A 16807-nucleotide genomic window follows, 5' to 3' on the forward strand; every position below is an offset into this window, starting at 1 on the left:
GTATGCGCTCAGACCGCGCGGGCCAGCGCCTGCTCGACGCTCACGATCTCGGCGAAGCGGCCCTGCAGGGCGACCTCGGTGCGCAGCTTGAGGTCGTCGACGCCGACCACGACACCGCTGGCGTGCGGGATCGGGAAGGTGTGCGTCGCCTCGGTCACGTAGTCGACGGTCCAGCCCTCGTCGCTGGCGTGGCGGGTGGTGGTCTCGCAGCACTGCTCGGTGCGGATGCCCGCGACGATCAGCCGGCGGATGCCGTGCTCGGTCAGCCACACCGACAGCCCCGTGCCGACCAGCGCGCTGTGGCGGCGCTTGAGGAACTCGGCGGCGATGGGCACCTGGGCCAGCCCGTCCAGCGGGCGGACGTGGCCGCTGACCAGCGAGAATGGGTTGTCCGCCGTCTCGGGGCCGTCGCTGTGGAGGATGCGGATGATCGGCAGGCCACGAGCCGCAGCGCCGTCGAGCAGGGCGTTGGTGCGTTCGAGATACGCGGGCCAGGTGGTCTCGTCCCAGTACGGGCGGTGGCGGAACGACTCCTGCACGTCGATCAACAGGACGGCGGTCGTGGGGGGTGGCGTGGGCGGCGGTGTTCGAGGCGGTGTTCGAGGCGGTGGTCATCAAGGACTCTCCATCGGGTGGTTGATGGGAGTCATCGTGCCGGCGACGGGTCGATCCGTCGCGCCGCCGGCGGACCAGTCGCGGTCAAATCAGGACATCAGGTCTGCCACGATCCCAGCCCTTGCCCGAGCCCTTCTTGCTCCCTCTCCCGCTTGCGGGAGAGGGGGGTGAGGGCCAGCGGCCTCTCGCTGGGCTCAGTCCTCGCGCGTGACGCGCTGGGCCAACGGCAGCTTCGCCTCGACGTCCAGCGCCTCCCAGCCCTTGCGGCCGATCCGGCGCAGCGTGTCGATGTTGGTCTCGTAGATCGCGTCGGTGTCGGGCATGGTCTCGACGGCGCGCTCGATGCTCTCCTCGCGCAGCAGGTGCAGCGTGGGGTAGGGCGAGCGGTTGCTGAGGTTGTCGACGTCGTCCGCGTCGGTGCCGTCGAACTGGTAGTCCGGGTGGAAGCTCGCGACCTGGAGCACGCCGTCCAGGTCCAGGTCCTCGACCAGCGCATCGGCGGCGCCGAGGAAGTCGTTGAAGTCCAGGAAGTCGTTCAGCACCCAGGGGTGGACCAGCAAGGTGGTCTCGGTCTCGTCCGGATCGGCGCGATTGAGCGCGAGCAGCTCGTGGGCCAGTTCCTTGAGCAGGTCCTCGGGCGTGCGGGCCGCGCTGACCACGGTGCGCAGCCGCTGGTTGACCTCCACGCTCTTGGCGAAGGGGCACAGGTTCAAGCCGATCACCGCCCGCTGCAGCCAGCGGTGGGTGTCGTCGAGGACGGTCTTTTCCTGGTCGTCGGTCATCGGTCGGAACCCGTCATCGGGCCTGCTTGAACCAGGCGTCCACCAGCCGGACCCACATCGAGCCGCCCAGCGGGATCAGCTCGTCGTTGAAGTCGTAGCTCGGGTTGTGCAGCATGCAGGGCCCCAGGCCGTGACCGCCTTCGCGGTGGCTGCCGTCGCCGTTGCCGATCAGGAAGTAGCAGCCCGGCACTTCCTGGAGGTAGTAGCTGAAGTCCTCGGCGCCCATGGTGGGCTCGAAGGCCTGCACGTTGGGCGCGCCCAGCATCTCGGTCAGCACGCCGCGGACGAACTCGGTCTCGGCGGCGTGGTTGATCGTCGGCGGATAGTTGCGGTGGAACGAGAACTCGCACTTCACCTCGAAGGCGTCGCCGGTGGCCTCGGTGATTTGCTTCATGCGGCGCTCGATCAGGTCCAGCGTCTCCAGCGTGAAGGTGCGGACGGTGCCTTGCAGTTCGCAGCTCTCGGGGATGACGTTGGTGGCCTCGCCGGCGTGGATCATCGTCACCGAGATCACGCCCGCGTCGATCGGCCGCTTGTTGCGGGTGATGATGGTCTGGTAGGCCTGCACCAGCTGCGCGGCCACGACCACGGGATCGGTCCCCAGATGCGGCATCGCGCCGTGCGCGCCCTTGCCCTTGATGGTGACCTTGAACTCGTTGCTCGAGGCGAAGACCGGGCCGCTCTTCAGCGCGAACTGGCCGGCGGCCATGCCCGGCCAGTTGTGGATGCCGAACATGGCTTCCATCGGGAACTTCGTGAACAGCCCGTCCTTGATCATCTCGCGGGCGCCGCCGCCGCCTTCCTCGGCCGGCTGGAACACGACGTAGACGGTGCCGTCGAAGTCGCGCTGCGACGCCAGGTGCTTGGCGCCGGCCAGCAGCATCGCGGTGTGGCCGTCGTGGCCGCACGCGTGCATCTTGCCGGGGTGCCTGCTGGCGTGGGCGAAGGTGTTGTGCTCGGTGATGGGGAGCGCGTCGATGTCGGCGCGCAGACCCAGCGTGCGGCCGCTGGCGCCGCCGTCGCGGCCCTTGATGATGCCGACCACGCCGGTCTTGCCGAGGCCGCGGTGGATCTCGATGCCCCAGTCGGTCAGCGCCTGCGCGACCACGTCGGCGGTGCGTTCCTCGTGGAAGCAGAGTTCGGGATGCGCGTGCAGGTCACGTCGCAGCTTGGCGATGGCCGGGGCGTCGGCCAGGATGGGTTCGATCAGCTTCATGGGCGGGCACTCCGATGTCGTCGCGACAGCGCGTCGGGCTTGCCGCGGGCCAGAAAGGCCGCGGCGCCGCTCAGGGCGGCGCCGCTGTGGTCGGACCAGTGTACCCGCGGGTCCGGATCGTCGCCGCCAGCGGCGTGCGATCCGGCGTCCGGGTCTGCCCGGGGAGGGCAGGTCAGCGCTTGACGCGCCCGTCGTTGGTCAGCATCGTCATCTCGACAAAGCTCGAGCCGACATGCTTGTTGGGCTTGAAGTTCACGTTGAAGCCGCCGACGTTGTAGTTCGCCAGGGTGTCGAGCGCCGCGACCAGGCCTTCGCGGGTCGGGCGGGTCATGCGGCGGATGCCTTCGCTGATGACCTTGGCGCCGATGTAGCCCTCGATGGCGGTGTAGTTGAACTTCTGGCCGGCCTTGGTGGCGGCCTGCTGGTACTCGTGGACCACGCCGACCTGCGAGCCGAACGGATAGGGCATGACCTGGCTGACGACCACGCCCATCGCGTCCTTGCCGAGCTCGTCCAGCAGCGACTGCGTGCCGACGAAGGACACGTTGTAGAACACGCCGCCGTAGCCGGCCTTGCGGGCGGCGCGGATGAAGGCGGCGCAGCTCTTGTAGGCGCTGATCATGACGATGGCCTCGGGCGGCGCGCCGTTCTGGATCAGGTCCTTGACGGCCTTGGTCACCTCGACGCTGTTGCGCTCGACGGTGGAGGTGGCCTGCGGCTGCAGCGCCAGCGGCTTCATCGCGCGCAGCACGCCGTCCAGGCCGGCCTTGCCGTAGGCGTCGTTCTGATGGAAGACCGAGATGCGCATCAGGCCCAGATGGGTCAGCTGCTTCACGATCAGCGCGGTCTCGTCGTAGTACGAGGCCCGCACGTGGTAGACCCACGGGCTGAACGGGTCGCGCAGCGCCTCGGCGCCGGTGAAGGGGGCGACGAAGGGGATCTTGGCCTGGTTGACCAGCGGCAGCGCGGCCAGCGAGGTCGGCGTGCCGACGTAGCCGAACAGCGCGAACACGTCGTCGGCGATCAGCTTCTCGGTGTTGGCCTTGCAGCGGTCGGGCTCATAGCCGTCGTCCAGCGTGCGCAGCTCGATGGTCGTGCCGTTGATGCCGCCGGCGGCGTTCTGGGCGTCGAAGAACAGCTTCGCGCCGGCCTGCATCTGGATGCCCAGCTGGGCGGCGGCGCCCGTCAGCGGCACCGACTGACCCAGCACCAGGCGTTTGCCTTGAGCGCGGACGGCCGTCGGGATGGGCAGGGTGGCGAGCGCGCCCAGGGCGCTGGCGGAGGCGAGAAGTTGGCGGCGATCCAAGGGGGACTCCCAGAGGGGTGCGAATTGATATTGTGGCGTCCGCCGGAGGGCAAGCGCGCCAGGAGGCTCGACACGACCTATTTCGGCCTCCTGGCGCGCGAGCTTAGCGGCTCGTGCGTCCAGCGTTGTCGCCGACTCCGGTAAGAAAACGCAAGGGTGTGGCGCCTGTGCAATAGTTGACGCATGTCGTCCGTCCTCTCTGAATCCGCCGTGAACCTCCCGCCACAGGCCGCCGATCGCGGCACGCGCATCGTCAAGGGAGCCTGCCCGCACGACTGTCCGGACACCTGCGCGTTGCGCATCACGGTCGAGGACGGCAAGGTCGTGAAGGTGCAGGGTCAACCCGAGCATCCGAGCACCCACGGCGCGCTGTGCACGAAGGTGTCGCGATATCCCGAACGGACCTATCACGAGGAACGGGTGCTGCATCCGCTCAAGCGCGTCAGCGCGAAGCACGAGGCGCCGCGTTTCGAGCGCATCGGCTGGGACCAGGCGATCGCCGAGATCGCCGGCCGGCTGAAGGCCGTCGCGGCGCGCGATCCGCAGGCGATCCTGCCTACAGCTATGCCGGCACGATGGGGATGCTGCAGGGCGAGGCGATGGCGGGGCGTTTCTTCAACCGGCTGGGCGCGTCCTGCCTGGACCGCACGATCTGCGCGTCGGCGGGCGGCGCGGGGCTGGCGGCGACCTATGGACACAAGGTCGGCATGCACCTGCCGCACTTCGCGGAATCGAAGCTGATCGTCATCTGGGGCAGCAACTCGATCGCGTCCAACCTGCATTTCTGGACCTTCGCGAACCAGGCCAAGCGCAACGGCGCGAAGCTGGTGTGCATCGATCCGCGCAAGACCGAGACCGCCGACAAGTGCCATCAACACCTGGCCCTGCTGCCGGGCACGGACGGCGCGCTGGCGCTGGGGCTGATGCACGAACTGATCGCCCACGACTGGCTCGATCACGACTACCTCGTCCGGTACGTTGACGGCTGGGACGAGTTGCGCGAGCGGGCGCTCGCGTGGCCGCCCGAACGCACCGCTGCCGAATGCGGGCTCACGCCGGACGAGGTCCGCGGCCTGGCCCGGGACTACGCGACGCTGACGCCGGCGGCCATCCGGCTGAACTACGGCATGCAGCGCGTGCGCGGCGGCGGGAACGCGGTGCGGCTGATCGCGCTGCTCCCCTGCCTGACCGGCGCGTGGCGCCATCGCGCGGGCGGGCTCCTGCTGTCGAGTTCCGGCTGGTTCGCGCCGTTCAAGAACCCGGCGCTGGAGCGTCCGGACCTGCGTGCCGGCCGCCCCTCGCGGACGATCAACATGAGCACGATCGGCGACGACCTGCTGCGCGAGGCGTCCCCCACGTTCGGCCCGAAGGTGGAGGCGCTGATCGTCTACAACAGCAACCCGGTCGCGGTCGCGCCGGAGTCGCCGAAGGTCGTGGCGGGCTTCCAGCGCGAGGACCTGTTGACGGTGGTGCTGGAGCACTTCATGACGGACACCGCCGATCTGGCCGACTACGTGCTGCCGGCCACGACGCAGATGGAGCACCTGGACATCCACACCAGCTACGGCCACACCGACGTGCTGGTGAACGAGGCGGCGATCGCGCCGCTGGGCGAGGCCCGGCCGAACACCGCGATCTTCCGCGCACTGGCGGCGGCGATGGGCTTCGACGAGCCGGCCTTCCACGAAGACGACGAAACGCTGTTGCGCCAGGCGTTCCGCGACGACGTCGATCTGGCGCAGCTGCGCGAACGCGGCTGGTTCAAGCTGCCGCTGGCGGAGGCGCCGTTCGCGCAAGGCGGCTTCCCGTCGGCGAACGGGAAGGCCGATGCGCGTGGCGCGGACTACGTGCCCAACTACGAGAGCCGGGCGAGCGACCCGGCACTCGCGGCGCGCTATCCGCTGGCGATGATCTCGCCGCCGGCGCGCAACCACCTGAACAGCACCTTCGTGAACGTGAAGAGCCTGCGCGACATCGAAGGCGAGCAGGTGCTGGAGATGAGCGCCGGCGACGCCGCGTCGCGCGGACTTGCCGATGGCCAGCTGGTGCGCGTGTTCAACGACCGCGGCAGCTATGCGTGCCGGCTGGACGTGAGCGCACGGGCCCGCGAGGGCGTCGTGCACGGGTTGGGCATCTGGTGGCGCAAGCTGGGCGCGGACGGCCGCAACGTCAACGAGGTCACGCACCAGCGGCTGACCGACCTCGGACGCGCGCCGTGCTTCTACGACTGCCTGGTCGAAGTGGCCGCGGCCTGAGCCGGGTGCAAGGCGCACCGAACGATGCCCGCAACGATGACGAAACGCGCGCGACGACTGCTGCTGCTCCTGCTGGCCGCGCCTTTGCTGCTGGCGATGACGGCGCTCGGCGGCTGCGCGCAGCTGTCGTACTACGGCCAGTCGTTGTCGGGGCACCTGTCGCTGGTGCGCTCGGCCAGGCCCGTCGACGAATGGCTGGGTCAGCAAGACCTGGACCCGGAGATCCGCCAGCAGCTCGAGCTGTCGAAATCGCTGCGCGATTACGCGTCCTCGGAACTCAAGCTGCCGGACAACGACAGCTACCGCCGCTACGCCGATCTCAAGCGCGGCGCGGCGGTGTGGAACGTCGTCGCGACCCCGGAGCTGAGCCTGCAGCTCAAGACCTGGTGCTACCCGATCATGGGCTGCGCCGGGTACCGCGGCTACTTCGATCCGCACGATGCGCGCGAGCTGGCGCAGGAGCTCCGCAAGGACGGCTTCGAACCCTACGTGTACGGCGTGCCGGCGTACTCGTCGCTGGGCTGGAGCAACTGGCTGGGCGGTGATCCGCTGCTGAACACCTTCATCCGCTATCCCGAGGCCCAGCTGGCGCGGATGATCTTCCACGAGCTGGCCCACCAGGTCGCGTATGCGGGCGACGACACCACATTCAACGAGAGCTTCGCGACGGCGGTCGAGCAGATCGGCGTGGCGCGCTGGCTGAAGGATCGGCCCCAGGCGCTGCGCGACGACGAGCAGTCGAGACGCCGTCAGGACGAGATCCAGGCCTTGCTCAAGTCGACGCGGGAGCAACTGCAGGACGTGTTCCGCAGCACGGCCAGCGACGATGAGAAACGCGCCGGCAAGGCCGCGGCCTTCGCGAAGCTGCGCGCGGACTACGAGGCGATCAAGCGCGACCGGTGGAACGGCGACACGCGTTTCGACCGCTGGGTGCTGGGCCTGAACACGCCGGCGCTGGCGATCCAGGGCAGCTACACGGACCTGGTGCCGGACTTCGTCCGGCTGTTCGAGCGGCAGGGCGCGGACTGGCCGCGCTTCTATGCCGAAGTGCAGCGGCTGGCGAAACTGCCGAAGGATGAGCGCAGGGCGGAGTTGGCGCGCTGAACCGCATCTGCCTGGGCGATGTCAAGTCGTTGGCGCCGCGACAACGCAACATGGGCGGTTTGATTCCAGCATCGTTTGATCGCGATCAACCGTTCCCCAATCGACGCTATCTTCTGTCCGATGTGATTTCTAGACTGCGCACCTCCTTTGAAGTTGGAGTGGCTCCTCATGTCGATGATTCACAGCGCCCGGTCACCGGGTTCCCGCGCGCCGATGCGCTGGCGGCGCAAGGCCGAGATCCAAGTCGTCCCCGCCGTCTGCCATGGCGTGGTGTCCCCGCCCCGCGGTAGTGGCATCACGTTGCATGGCGTGGCCGAACGGGGCATGCAATGGTGGCCGCACCGCCGGCAACGCCAGCTCTATGCGAAGTTGATGAACGGCACCTTGCCATTGCGCCTGCTTGTCAATGGCCGCGAAGCCGCTCGTTTCGGGCATGACTTCGTCATGGTCAGTCGCGCAGCCGATGGGTTGACGATTCAGGCGGTCTTCGACCGTTGGCCGGAATGGGAGGACTGACCGATGGTCCGACATGTCACCACACGGCCGCGGGAAGCGGCAGGTTTGCGGGGCAATCAGTTTCATCGCTGCCACCACTCGCGACTGCAGCTCGTGCAGGCGGCGAGCCAGTTGGAAACTCTGTTGTCGGCCGCTCCGGAAGAAGGCTTTCGTGAGCGACCTCTGCTGGAATGGTTCGGCGCGGCGACCGAACGAATGGCGTTGTTGGCGCACGCGGGCGGGCATGTCTATCCGACGCATGTGGCCAGGGAGTTGATGCTCGACGACATGCGTACGGACTTCGCGATACTCAGCGTTCCAGACTTCGAGGATGCAGCACCTCGACTGCTGCTCGTGGAATGCCAGGGCGCTCGCGCCAACACCCTTTTCGAGCAGAGGGGTCGACAGCTGAAGCATTGGGGACAGGACTTCCTGGACGGCTTCGGTCAACTGGTCGATTGGGATTGCTTCAGCGACGTGGCCGGACGCAACCAGCGCGTGGCGTCCTTGGTGGCTCACTGTCGTCGGCCTCTTGAAGTCAGCTATCTGCTGGTTGCTGGGCTCCGGAAGTTCTCAATGGACGCGCTGTCGGTCGAACGGCTTCACTTCTGGTCCAAGACGCTTCGGCTTGGCGCCCATTTCCAGATTCGCCGTTTCGATGACGTTGCCGTCGATGCGCAGAATTGGATTCAGCAGGCACTCTGGGTTGGGCCCACGGTCGAAGGCGTACGACCGGATACAGCGCATTTGCCAGGCATCGAACGTGCCTTCCCCTCGGTGGGAGGTCGTGGGTCGCTCAAGCTGCTCTGAAAAGCAAAAGCCACCCGGAGGTGGCTCTTGCACCTGTCCGGCGCGAGCGCCGGCACTTGAGGACTTACTTCAAGCCTTCGACCAGGTCGATGTAGTCCTGCATCGCCTCGTCGTTGGTCTTGCCTTCGAGGGTCTTCCAGGCGTCCCACTTGGCGCGGTTGACGAAGTCGGTCATGCCGGGGCGGTCGCCCTCGACATCGCCGGTGGTCGCCTGCTTGAACAGCGCGTACAGCTTCAGCAGCGTCTGGTTGTCCGGGCGCTCGGGCAGATTCTTGGAATCGGCGACGGCGGCGTCGAATTGGTCCTTCAGGCTCATGGTGTGTCTCCCGTGGCGGTGAGCAGGGCGTCCCGTTGGCGACAATCGGGACGGACGGCCGCGATGTTACCCACCCCACCCCCACGTGCGGACTGGGGCCGCCTCTCTAGATGACGGATGATTCGGGCGTCAGCGCCTCGTCCCTCGCCCCGTACTTCGCCCCGTCCGTCCAGGAGACCGCATTGCCCACCCCCGCCGCGTTGAGCCCGTCCCCCTGTCGAAGCGCCAAGTCCACCCCGTCGACGACCGCTCCCTCGAAGCGCGGCACCGCCGGCAAGACGCCGCTCAAGGCCTCCGGGAACGGGCGCGCCAGTCGCCCCGACGGCCTGCCGAAGGGTGCCGAGCCGATGTCCAAGGTCGACACCGCCTGGCTGCGCCTGGACACCGAAGCCAATCGGATGATCATCCACGGCGTGCTGCTGCTGAAGCCCGCCATCGCGCTTGAGGACCTGCGGGCGCGCGTCGCCGAACGGCTGCTGCGCTTCCCGCGCTTCCGGCAGCGCGTCGTGGAGGCGGGCGACCGCGCCTGGTGGGTCGAGGACGCCGAGGTCGACATCGCCCGGCACGTCGTTCCTGAGACCTTGAACCGCCGCCGGGGGCGTCCGCTCGAAGGCGCGCTGCAGGACCGTCTCGCCGACCTCGCCGCCGAGCCGCTCGATCCCGCGCGTCCGCTCTGGCAGCTGCACCTGATCGAACATTACGACGGCAGCAGCGCGCTCATCGCGCGCGTGCATCACTGCATCGCCGACGGCATCGCGCTGATCGCGGTGCTGCTGTCGATCACCGACGGCGGTGCCGTGCCGCCGGCGCTGCCGACTGCGAAGACAGGCAAGGCTGCCAAGGGAACGAAGGCCATTCCCGACGAGGCCGCCGAGCCCGAATGGCTCGCCGACGCGATGGTCAAGCCGATCAACGCCTGGACCGTCCGCGAGATCCAGGCGCACGCCGGGTCGGGGACGCCGGATGTCTCCCCGGCCGAGCGCCTGGGCAAGCAGGTCCTCAAGGACGCCGCCGCGCTCACCGAAGCGCCCGACGACGCGAAGACCCGCCTCAAGGGCAAGGCCGGACGCGCCAAGCGCGTCGCCTGGGGCGCGCCGCTGCCGCTGGACGCCGTCAAGGCGGTCGGCAAGTCGATGAACGTCTCGGTGAACGACGTGCTGCTGAACTGCGTCGCCGGGGCGATCGGGCTGTATCTGCGCGAACACGGCGACAACACGGACGGCCAGGAGATCCGCGCGCTGGTGCCGGTGAACCTGCGTCCGCTGGAGACGGCGTGGCAGTTGGGCAACCGCTTCGGCATGGTGCCGCTGCCGCTGCCCGTGGGCATCACGAATCCGGTCAAGCGGCTCTACGCGGTGCATGCGCAGACGCAGGCGCTCAAGAACAGCCTGCAGCCGGCCTTGTCGATGGGCCTGATGGCGACGTCGGGCTCGGTCGAGAAGGCCGCCCAGCGCGCGATGCTGAAGACGCTCTCGCGCAAGGCGACGGCGTTGATGACCAACGTGCCGGGGCCGGCGCAGGCGTTGCAGCTGTGCGGCTCGGCCGTCGAGCGGGTGATGTTCTGGGCCCCGCAGGCCGGCGACATGAGCCTGGGCATCAGCATCCTGACCTATGCCGGCCAGGTGCAGTTCGGCTTGATCGCCGACGCCGGCCTGTGCCCCGATCCGGAGCGCATCGTGGCCCACTTCGAGCCCGAGTTCCAGCAACTGCTCACGCTGGCGCTGATGCTGCCGTGGGAGGTCAAGGCCTGACCCCGGGCGCCGGGTTCAGGCCCCGCCGCCATGAAAAACGCCGCCCGAGGGCGGCGTTCGTCGTTCCGGGCCCCGTCGTTCCGGACCCCGGCGTATCGAAGCCCGGGTTTCGATGTCCGGGTTCGAGGCCCGGTGTCGAAGACGGGACCGATTACTTGGCGGTCTTCTTGGCCGGCTGCGGGCGGCCCGCGGCGGTCGGGTAGGCGGACATCACACGGACCGGATCGGCGCTGGCCAGGTATTCGGCGTATTGCGTCTGGCCGCAGGCAACCGATTGACCGGCGGTGGCTTCGCCGCGGTATTCGCCGCGGTTGTAGACGAAGCGGTACTCGTTGGCGGCGGCGGCCTGCTCGAACTTCACCGCGTGCTGGCTGGCGCACTCGGCGCGCAGGGCCTTGGCGTCGGCGTTCTCGGCGGTGGCGGCGTGGGCCATCGGGGCGATCAGGGCCAGCAGGGCGGCGGTGGTCAGGATGCGCTTCATGGAATCGGTCCCTTGATGTCGGTGAATGCGATATCCCTAATTTATAGGGTGTCGTTTTTCGCCGCCAACCGCGACCAGGGGGTCCGGCTTCGCACGAATCCAGGGTTTGTGCGGAGGACCGGTCCCGAGCTTGCTGCTAGCCGGGAGGCTCGTCATTCCCACGCGAAAGGGTCCATCGAGACTCGCAGGTCCGCCAGGTGAGCGCCCCCCAGATCACGCCGATGACGAGGTAAGTGGTCCCCAACGCGATCCATCGCACCAGGGAGACCGACACGCCCGAGAGGATCATCATGCCGACGATTGGCGCGGCCAGCCATGGCGCGATGCGAAGCAGGCCGAATCGGACGACGAAGCCGAGCGGCCCAGTCCGCCTCCACCGCGCCCAGTCATTCAACAAGGACGACGGGCCCCAGGGCGTAATCCCGAACATGCTCGATGCTCCAGACAAGTCCGCGGCAATGTCGCCGCCCTTGCACCGTATTCATCAAGCTGCGGGCGCGCATGACTCAAGCCAGTCAATCCGACTGGCAGAGATGAGTCAAACGAAGAGGGGTTTGACAAGCATCAAGCCGACGTCGAGTCCCGATGGCGGGACTCGATCGTTCATGCTTGGGAGGCGCCGCCCGCTGGCGGCTGGTACTTCCCCACCAGCTGGAACAGGTGGTCGCGCGAGGCCGGTTCCAGGTACGGCAGCAGCAGTCCCAGCACATGGAAGGCGCCGCGCATCAGCGCCTCGCCGGCGCGCTCGGGCTCGAGCGCATTGCGCGGATCGCGCACGTATTCGTAGCTCAGCCAGTAGCTCAGCAGCACGACCATCGCGTTGGCCGTCGGCACCGCCTCGCGGACCTGCATCGTCAGCGCGCCGCTGGCCTGCAGGCCGCCCAGCAGGCCGACCATCGCCTGCGTCTTCTGCTCCAGCACGTGCTGGAAATGGGTCTCCAGCTTGCGGTTCTTCGACAGCAGGTCGTTGAGGTCGCGGTACAGGAAGCGGTGCTGCCAGATCAGCTCGAACAGCATGTGGAAGAACAGCCAGGCGTCCTCCACGTTGCGTACGTTGCCCACCGCCCCCAGCAGCTCCGACAAGGCCTTGTCGTAGCGGTTGAAGAGCGCGTTGATCAGCTCGTCCTTGGCCGGGTAGTGGTAATACAGGTTGCCGGGCGAGATGCCGAGCTCCGCCGAAATCAGCGTGGTGGAGACGTTCGGCTCGCCGAAGCGGTTGAACAGGTCCAGCGTGACTTCGAGGATGCGTTCGGCGGTGCGGCGCGGCTTCTTGGTGGCCATGGGCCCGGGGGCGTTGAGGGGTGGGGGGAGGTGGGCGCATTCTGTCATGACCCCAGGCCGGCGCGGGACGGACCCCCTGCCTACAATCGCCGCCCATGCCCGCAAGCCCCCCACAACAGTCGGCCGCCATGTCCGTGCCGGCCGGCGGTCCGCCCGCCCTGCGTTTCACCAATGTCAGCAAGACCTACCGCGACGGCCAGTTCCGTGCGCTGGACGGTGTCAGCTTCGACATTCAGCCCGGCGAGTTCTTCGGCCTGCTGGGCCCGAACGGCGCCGGCAAGACCAGCCTGATCAGCATCCTCGCCGGCCTGTCCCGCGCCAGCGGGGGGCAGGTCTCGGTGCTCGGCCATGACGTGGTCGACGACTACGCCGAAGCCCGCAAGAAGCTCGGCATCGTGCCGCAGGAGCTGGTCTTCGACCCGTTCTTCAGCGTGCGCGAGACGCTGCGCATCCAGTCCGGCTACTTCGGCGTGCGCAACAACGACGACTGGATCGACGAGCTGCTGCTCAACCTCGGTCTGGCGGACAAGGCCCACAACAACATGCGGCAGCTCTCGGGCGGCATGAAAGCGCCGCGTGCTGGTCGCGCAGGCGCTGGTGCACCGCCCGCCGGTCATCGTGCTGGACGAGCCGACCGCCGGCGTCGACGTCGAACTGCGCCAGACGCTGTGGCAGTTCATCGCGCGACTGAACCGCGAAGGCCACACCGTCCTGCTGACCACGCATTACCTGGAAGAGGCCGAGGCGCTCTGCCATCGCATCGCGATGCTGAAGCAGGGCAGGGTCGTCGCGCTCAACCGCACGTCCGAACTGCTCGCGGGCACCGCGTCCACGATGCTGCAGTTCAAGACCGATTCGGCGCTGCCGCTGTCCTTGTCCGAACGCGCCCGCAGCACCGGCCGCATCGTCCAGATCACCGCGCACGACGCGGCCGAGGTCGAGCAGATCCTCGCCACGCTGCGCGAAGCCGCCGTGCCCATCGAAGACCTGGAGATCGGCCGCGCCGACCTCGAGGACGTCTTCCTCGAAATCATGCAAGGGGGCCGGGCATGAGCGCCAGCCATTTCCCGATCCGCCTCGAAGGCGCCCGCACGCTTTTCTACAAGGAAGTGCTGCGCTTCTGGAAGGTCGGCTTCCAGACCGTCGGCGCGCCGGTGCTGACTGCCGTGCTGTACCTGCTGGTCTTCGGCCATGTGCTGGAGGACCACGTCAAGGTCTACGGCACCGTCGGCTACACCAGCTTCCTGATCCCGGGCCTGGTGATGATGAGCGTGCTGCAGAACGCCTTCGCCAACAGCAGTTCCTCGCTGATCCAGAGCAAGATCACCGGCAACCTGGTGTTCCTGCTGGTCACGCCGCTGTCGCACTGGGCCTGGTTCCTGGCCTACGCCGGCGCGTCCATCCTGCGCGGCCTGATGGTGGGCGCCGGCGTGTTCATCGCCACCGTGTGGTTCGCGCCGCCGGGCATGGCCAATCCGCTGTGGGTGCTGGCCTTTGCCATCCTGGGCGCCGGACTGATGGGGTCGCTGGGCCTGATCGCCGGCCTGTGGGCGGAGAAGTTCGACCAGATGGCGGCCTTCCAGAACTTCATCGTCATGCCGATGACCTTCCTGTCGGGCGTCTTCTACTCGGTGCACTCGCTGCCGCCGTTCTGGCAGGGCGTCAGCCACCTGAACCCGTTCTTCTACATGATCGACGGCTTCCGCCATGGCTTCTTCGGCGTCAGCGACGTCTCGCCGTGGGTCAGCCTGGGCGTCGTCGCCATCGCGTTCGCGGCGGTCGCCGCCATCGCGCTGGAACTGCTGCGCCGCGGCTACAAGATCCGTCACTGAGCCCAGGTAGAATCCCGCTCCATCATGGCCGATCCGACCCCCGCAGAAGTCCAGAGCTACATCGCCCAGGGACTCGCTTGCAGCGAGCTCCAGGTCGAGGGCGACGGACGCCATTTCTTCGCGACGATCGTGTCGGCCGAGTTCGAGGGCCTGAGCCGGATCAAGCGCCACCAGCGCGTGTACCAGGCCCTGGGCGATCGCATGCGCGAGCAGATCCACGCGCTGTCGATGAAGACGCTGACCCCCGACGAGTTCGCGCAGCAAGGCACCGCGCACCACCATCACTGACAGCCACCCGGCCTGCAGGCGGGTGGCGGTGTGTCCCCGTCCGGTGAACCCGCTGCCGTCCCCCTGAACACCCGAGGCCACAGCCCGAGGCGCTTTCCCGAGACACTCGAGAGGCGCGCGTTCACCGAGGACACCGCATGATCACCCTGGCACTTTCCAAGGGCCGCATCTTCGAAGAGACCCTGCCGCTGCTGGCCGCCGCCGGCATCCAGGTGCTGGAAGACCCGGACAGCTCCCGCAAGCTGATCCTCCCGACCAATCAGCGCGAGGTTCGCGTCGTGCTCGTGCGCGCGACCGACGTGCCGACCTACGTCGAGTACGGCGGCGCCGACATCGGCGTGGCCGGTCGCGACGTGCTGATCGAGCACGGCGGCGCGGGCCTGTACCAGCCGCTGGACCTGCGCATCGCGCAGTGCCGCATGAGCGTCGCGGTGCGCGACGACTTCGACTACGACAACGCCGTCCGCCAGGGTTCGCGGCTGCGCGTGGCGACCAAGTACACGACGATCGCGCGCCAGCATTTCGCCGACAAGGGCGTGCACGTGGACCTGATCAAGCTCTATGGCTCGATGGAACTGGCGCCGCTGACCGGCCTGGCCGATGCGATCGTCGACCTGGTCTCCACCGGCAGCACGCTGAAGGCGAACCGCCTGGTCGAGGTCGAACGGATCATGGACATTTCCTCGCGGCTGGTCGTGAACCAGGCGGCGCTCAAGCTCAAGCGCGAGGCGCTCAAGCCGCTGATCGACGCGATCGCTTCCGCCATTCCTGCCGCCTGATCCGCTGCCTGGAGCTTCGCCATGACGACGACCCTTCGCACCCTCATCACCGCCGATGCCGATTTCGAGACCCAGTTCCAGCGCGTGCTGCACTGGTCGGCGGAGACCGATGCCGCGATCGAGACGCGCGTCGCCGAGATCCTTGCCGATGTGCGCGCCCGCGGCGACGCGGCGGTGCTCGACTACACCGCGCGCTTCGACGGATTGCAGGCGGCGTCGCTGGCGTCGCTCGAGCTGACCCGCGAGGAACTGAAGGCGGCCTTCGACGGCCTGCCCGCCGACCAGGCGAAGGCGCTGACGCAGGCGGCCGAGCGCGTGCGCAGCTACCACGTGCGCCAGAAGCAGGCCTGCGGCGAGAGCTGGAGCTATCGCGACGAGGACGGCACGCTGCTGGGCCAGAAGGTCACGCCGCTGGACCGCGTCGGCATCTACGTGCCGGGCGGCAAGGCCGCCTACCCGTCGAGCGTGCTGATGAACGCGATCCCCGCGCAGGTCGCGGGCGTGCCGGAGATCGTGATGGTCGTGCCGACGCCGCGCGGCGAGAAGAACCCGCTGGTGCTGGCCGCGGCCTACGTCGCCGGCGTGCACCGGGCGTTCACCATCGGCGGCGCGCAGGCGGTGGCCGCGCTGGCCTACGGCACCGCGACGGTGCCGCGCGTCGACAAGATCACCGGCCCGGGCAACGCCTATGTCGCCAGCGCCAAGAAGAACGTCTTCGGCCAGGTCGGCATCGACATGATCGCGGGCCCGAGCGAGATCCTCGTGCTGGCCGACGGCACCACGCCGCCGGACTGGGTCGCGATGGACCTGTTCAGCCAGGCCGAGCACGACGAGATGGCGCAGAGCATCCTGCTGTGCCCCGACGCCGGCTACATCGCCCAGGTCCGCGAGGCCATCGAACGCCTGTTGCCCGGCATGCCGCGCAAGGACGTCATCCGGGCTTCGCTGGAAGGGCGGGGCGCGCTGATCCAGACGCGCTCGATGGAGGAGGCCTGCGAGATCAGCAACCGCATCGCGCCGGAGCACCTGGAAGTCTCCAGCGCCGATCCGCATCGCTGGGAGCCGCTGCTGCGGCATGCGGGCGCGATCTTCCTGGGCGCCTACGCCAGCGAGTCGCTCGGCGACTACTGCGCCGGGCCGAACCACGTGCTGCCCACCTCGGGCACGGCGCGCTTCTCCTCGCCGCTGGGCGTCTACGACTTCCAGAAGCGCTCCAGCCTGATCGAGGTCAGCGAGGCCGGCGCGCAGGTGCTCGGACCGATCGCCGCGACGCTGGCCTATGGCGAGGGCCTGCAGGCGCACGCGCAGGCGGCGGAGTTCCGCCTCAAGCGCTGAGCGCGTCGGCGCGAGCCGACAACGCGGGCAACCCGGCCGTCGGCGGGGTCGCGCAGATTTCACGCGGCCACGCCGGGCAAACCCTGGATCGCGGATAAACCGCCACATTTCCTGGTGTTTCGCGGTTCGCCCTTTCGTGCGAAACGCCTAGCATGCTTCGA

15 protein-coding genes and 2 pseudogenes are annotated in these 16807 nt (G+C 68.2%); 10 read left to right on the forward strand and 7 right to left on the reverse strand.

What is annotated here, in order from left to right; genetic code table 11:
- Window positions 1-8 precede the first annotated feature (8 nt).
- The 4 genes from ACFJIX_RS12915 to ACFJIX_RS12930 all read right to left on the reverse strand — a co-directional run bounded on the left by ACFJIX_RS12915 (window position 9) and on the right by ACFJIX_RS12930 (window position 3919).
- Window positions 9-548 (reverse strand): cysteine hydrolase family protein, encoded by a 540-nt coding sequence (locus tag ACFJIX_RS12915; RefSeq protein WP_377160574.1) that lies wholly within the window; start codon window positions 546-548, stop codon window positions 9-11.
- Window positions 549-809: 261 nt separating this feature from the next.
- Window positions 810-1397 (reverse strand): DUF1415 domain-containing protein, encoded by a 588-nt coding sequence (locus ACFJIX_RS12920; protein WP_377160576.1) that lies wholly within the window; start codon window positions 1395-1397, stop codon window positions 810-812.
- A gap of 13 nt (window positions 1398-1410) precedes the next feature.
- The gene (locus ACFJIX_RS12925) at window positions 1411-2613 is read right to left on the reverse strand and encodes a M20 aminoacylase family protein (RefSeq protein ID WP_377160578.1); all 1203 of its coding nucleotides are present in this window, start codon (window positions 2611-2613) and stop codon (window positions 1411-1413) included.
- Between the two features lie 172 nt (window positions 2614-2785).
- The gene (locus ACFJIX_RS12930) at window positions 2786-3919 is read right to left on the reverse strand and encodes an ABC transporter substrate-binding protein (RefSeq protein WP_377160580.1); all 1134 of its coding nucleotides are present in this window, start codon (window positions 3917-3919) and stop codon (window positions 2786-2788) included.
- Between the two features lie 183 nt (window positions 3920-4102).
- Here ACFJIX_RS12930 and ACFJIX_RS12935 point away from each other — a divergent pair.
- The 4 genes and pseudogenes from ACFJIX_RS12935 (at window position 4103) to ACFJIX_RS12950 (ending at window position 8583) form a co-directional block, all read left to right on the forward strand.
- Window positions 4103-6174: pseudogene (locus ACFJIX_RS12935) on the forward strand (molybdopterin-dependent oxidoreductase).
- 36 nt (window positions 6175-6210) lie between these two features.
- Window positions 6211-7278, forward strand: a complete 1068-nt coding sequence (locus tag ACFJIX_RS12940) for an aminopeptidase (RefSeq protein ID WP_377160582.1) — start codon at window positions 6211-6213, stop codon at window positions 7276-7278.
- A 168-nt stretch (window positions 7279-7446) separates the two neighbouring features.
- Complete coding sequence (locus tag ACFJIX_RS12945) at window positions 7447-7794, forward strand: hypothetical protein (RefSeq protein WP_377160584.1); 348 nt, start codon at window positions 7447-7449, stop codon at window positions 7792-7794.
- Window positions 7795-7797: 3 nt separating this feature from the next.
- Window positions 7798-8583, forward strand: a complete 786-nt coding sequence (locus ACFJIX_RS12950) for a hypothetical protein (protein ID WP_377160586.1) — start codon at window positions 7798-7800, stop codon at window positions 8581-8583.
- 64 nt (window positions 8584-8647) lie between these two features.
- Here the strand turns inward: ACFJIX_RS12950 and ACFJIX_RS12955 are convergent, their stop codons facing one another.
- Window positions 8648-8899: an acyl-CoA-binding protein gene (locus tag ACFJIX_RS12955; protein ID WP_377160588.1), complete on the reverse strand. Its 252-nt coding sequence runs from the start codon at window positions 8897-8899 to the stop codon at window positions 8648-8650.
- Window positions 8900-9081: 182 nt separating this feature from the next.
- Here ACFJIX_RS12955 and ACFJIX_RS12960 point away from each other — a divergent pair, with 182 nt between their 5' ends.
- Window positions 9082-10650 (forward strand): wax ester/triacylglycerol synthase family O-acyltransferase, encoded by a 1569-nt coding sequence (locus ACFJIX_RS12960; protein WP_377160590.1) that lies wholly within the window; start codon window positions 9082-9084, stop codon window positions 10648-10650.
- A gap of 151 nt (window positions 10651-10801) precedes the next feature.
- Here ACFJIX_RS12960 and ACFJIX_RS12965 read toward each other — a convergent pair whose 3' ends face one another.
- Together ACFJIX_RS12965 and ACFJIX_RS12970 are read right to left on the reverse strand one after the other, a co-directional pair.
- Window positions 10802-11131: a hypothetical protein gene (locus tag ACFJIX_RS12965; RefSeq protein WP_377160592.1), complete on the reverse strand. Its 330-nt coding sequence runs from the start codon at window positions 11129-11131 to the stop codon at window positions 10802-10804.
- Window positions 11132-11734: 603 nt separating this feature from the next.
- On the reverse strand, window positions 11735-12412 hold the full coding sequence (locus tag ACFJIX_RS12970) for a TetR/AcrR family transcriptional regulator (protein ID WP_377160594.1): 678 nt from the start codon (window positions 12410-12412) through the stop codon (window positions 11735-11737).
- Between the two features lie 128 nt (window positions 12413-12540).
- Here ACFJIX_RS12970 and ACFJIX_RS12975 point away from each other — a divergent pair.
- From ACFJIX_RS12975 to hisD, 5 genes and pseudogenes are all read left to right on the forward strand, one after another.
- Window positions 12541-13465 (forward strand): annotated as a pseudogene (locus tag ACFJIX_RS12975) (ABC transporter ATP-binding protein).
- Complete coding sequence (locus tag ACFJIX_RS12980; protein WP_331616653.1) at window positions 13462-14244, forward strand: ABC transporter permease; 783 nt, start codon at window positions 13462-13464, stop codon at window positions 14242-14244. The pseudogene ACFJIX_RS12975 and the gene ACFJIX_RS12980 overlap by 4 nt, the downstream one beginning before the upstream one ends.
- Window positions 14245-14268: 24 nt before the next feature.
- Complete coding sequence (locus tag ACFJIX_RS12985; RefSeq protein ID WP_088408428.1) at window positions 14269-14532, forward strand: BolA family protein; 264 nt, start codon at window positions 14269-14271, stop codon at window positions 14530-14532.
- A 137-nt stretch (window positions 14533-14669) separates the two neighbouring features.
- Window positions 14670-15311: an ATP phosphoribosyltransferase gene (gene hisG, locus ACFJIX_RS12990; protein WP_377160597.1), complete on the forward strand. Its 642-nt coding sequence runs from the start codon at window positions 14670-14672 to the stop codon at window positions 15309-15311.
- 21 nt (window positions 15312-15332) lie between these two features.
- Entirely contained in the window at window positions 15333-16646 is a 1314-nt protein-coding gene (gene hisD, locus ACFJIX_RS12995) for a histidinol dehydrogenase (protein WP_377160599.1), read from the forward strand.
- The last annotated feature ends 161 nt before the right edge of the window (window positions 16647-16807 follow it).

This window comes from Roseateles sp. UC29_93 (assembly GCF_042695725.1).
Taxonomy (GTDB): Bacteria; Pseudomonadota; Gammaproteobacteria; order Burkholderiales; family Burkholderiaceae_C; genus Roseateles; species Roseateles noduli_A.

Excerpts from the sequence above, each read along its gene's own strand:
- ACFJIX_RS12920 (WP_377160576.1), bottom strand. The coding sequence starts at position 1,397 with ATGACCGACGACCAGGAAAAGACCGTCCTCGACGACACCCACCGCTGG.
- ACFJIX_RS12925 (WP_377160578.1), bottom strand. The coding sequence starts at position 2,613 with ATGAAGCTGATCGAACCCATCCTGGCCGACGCCCCGGCCATCGCCAAG.
- ACFJIX_RS12940 (WP_377160582.1), top strand. The coding sequence starts at position 6,211 with ATGACGAAACGCGCGCGACGACTGCTGCTGCTCCTGCTGGCCGCGCCT.
- ACFJIX_RS12945 (WP_377160584.1), top strand. The coding sequence starts at position 7,447 with ATGTCGATGATTCACAGCGCCCGGTCACCGGGTTCCCGCGCGCCGATG.
- ACFJIX_RS12950 (WP_377160586.1), top strand. The coding sequence starts at position 7,798 with ATGGTCCGACATGTCACCACACGGCCGCGGGAAGCGGCAGGTTTGCGG.
- ACFJIX_RS12955 (WP_377160588.1), bottom strand. The coding sequence starts at position 8,899 with ATGAGCCTGAAGGACCAATTCGACGCCGCCGTCGCCGATTCCAAGAAT.
- ACFJIX_RS12965 (WP_377160592.1), bottom strand. The coding sequence starts at position 11,131 with ATGAAGCGCATCCTGACCACCGCCGCCCTGCTGGCCCTGATCGCCCCG.
- ACFJIX_RS12970 (WP_377160594.1), bottom strand. The coding sequence starts at position 12,412 with ATGGCCACCAAGAAGCCGCGCCGCACCGCCGAACGCATCCTCGAAGTC.
- ACFJIX_RS12980 (WP_331616653.1), top strand. The coding sequence starts at position 13,462 with ATGAGCGCCAGCCATTTCCCGATCCGCCTCGAAGGCGCCCGCACGCTT.
- ACFJIX_RS12985 (WP_088408428.1), top strand. The coding sequence starts at position 14,269 with ATGGCCGATCCGACCCCCGCAGAAGTCCAGAGCTACATCGCCCAGGGA.
- hisG (WP_377160597.1), top strand. The coding sequence starts at position 14,670 with ATGATCACCCTGGCACTTTCCAAGGGCCGCATCTTCGAAGAGACCCTG.
- hisD (WP_377160599.1), top strand. The coding sequence starts at position 15,333 with ATGACGACGACCCTTCGCACCCTCATCACCGCCGATGCCGATTTCGAG.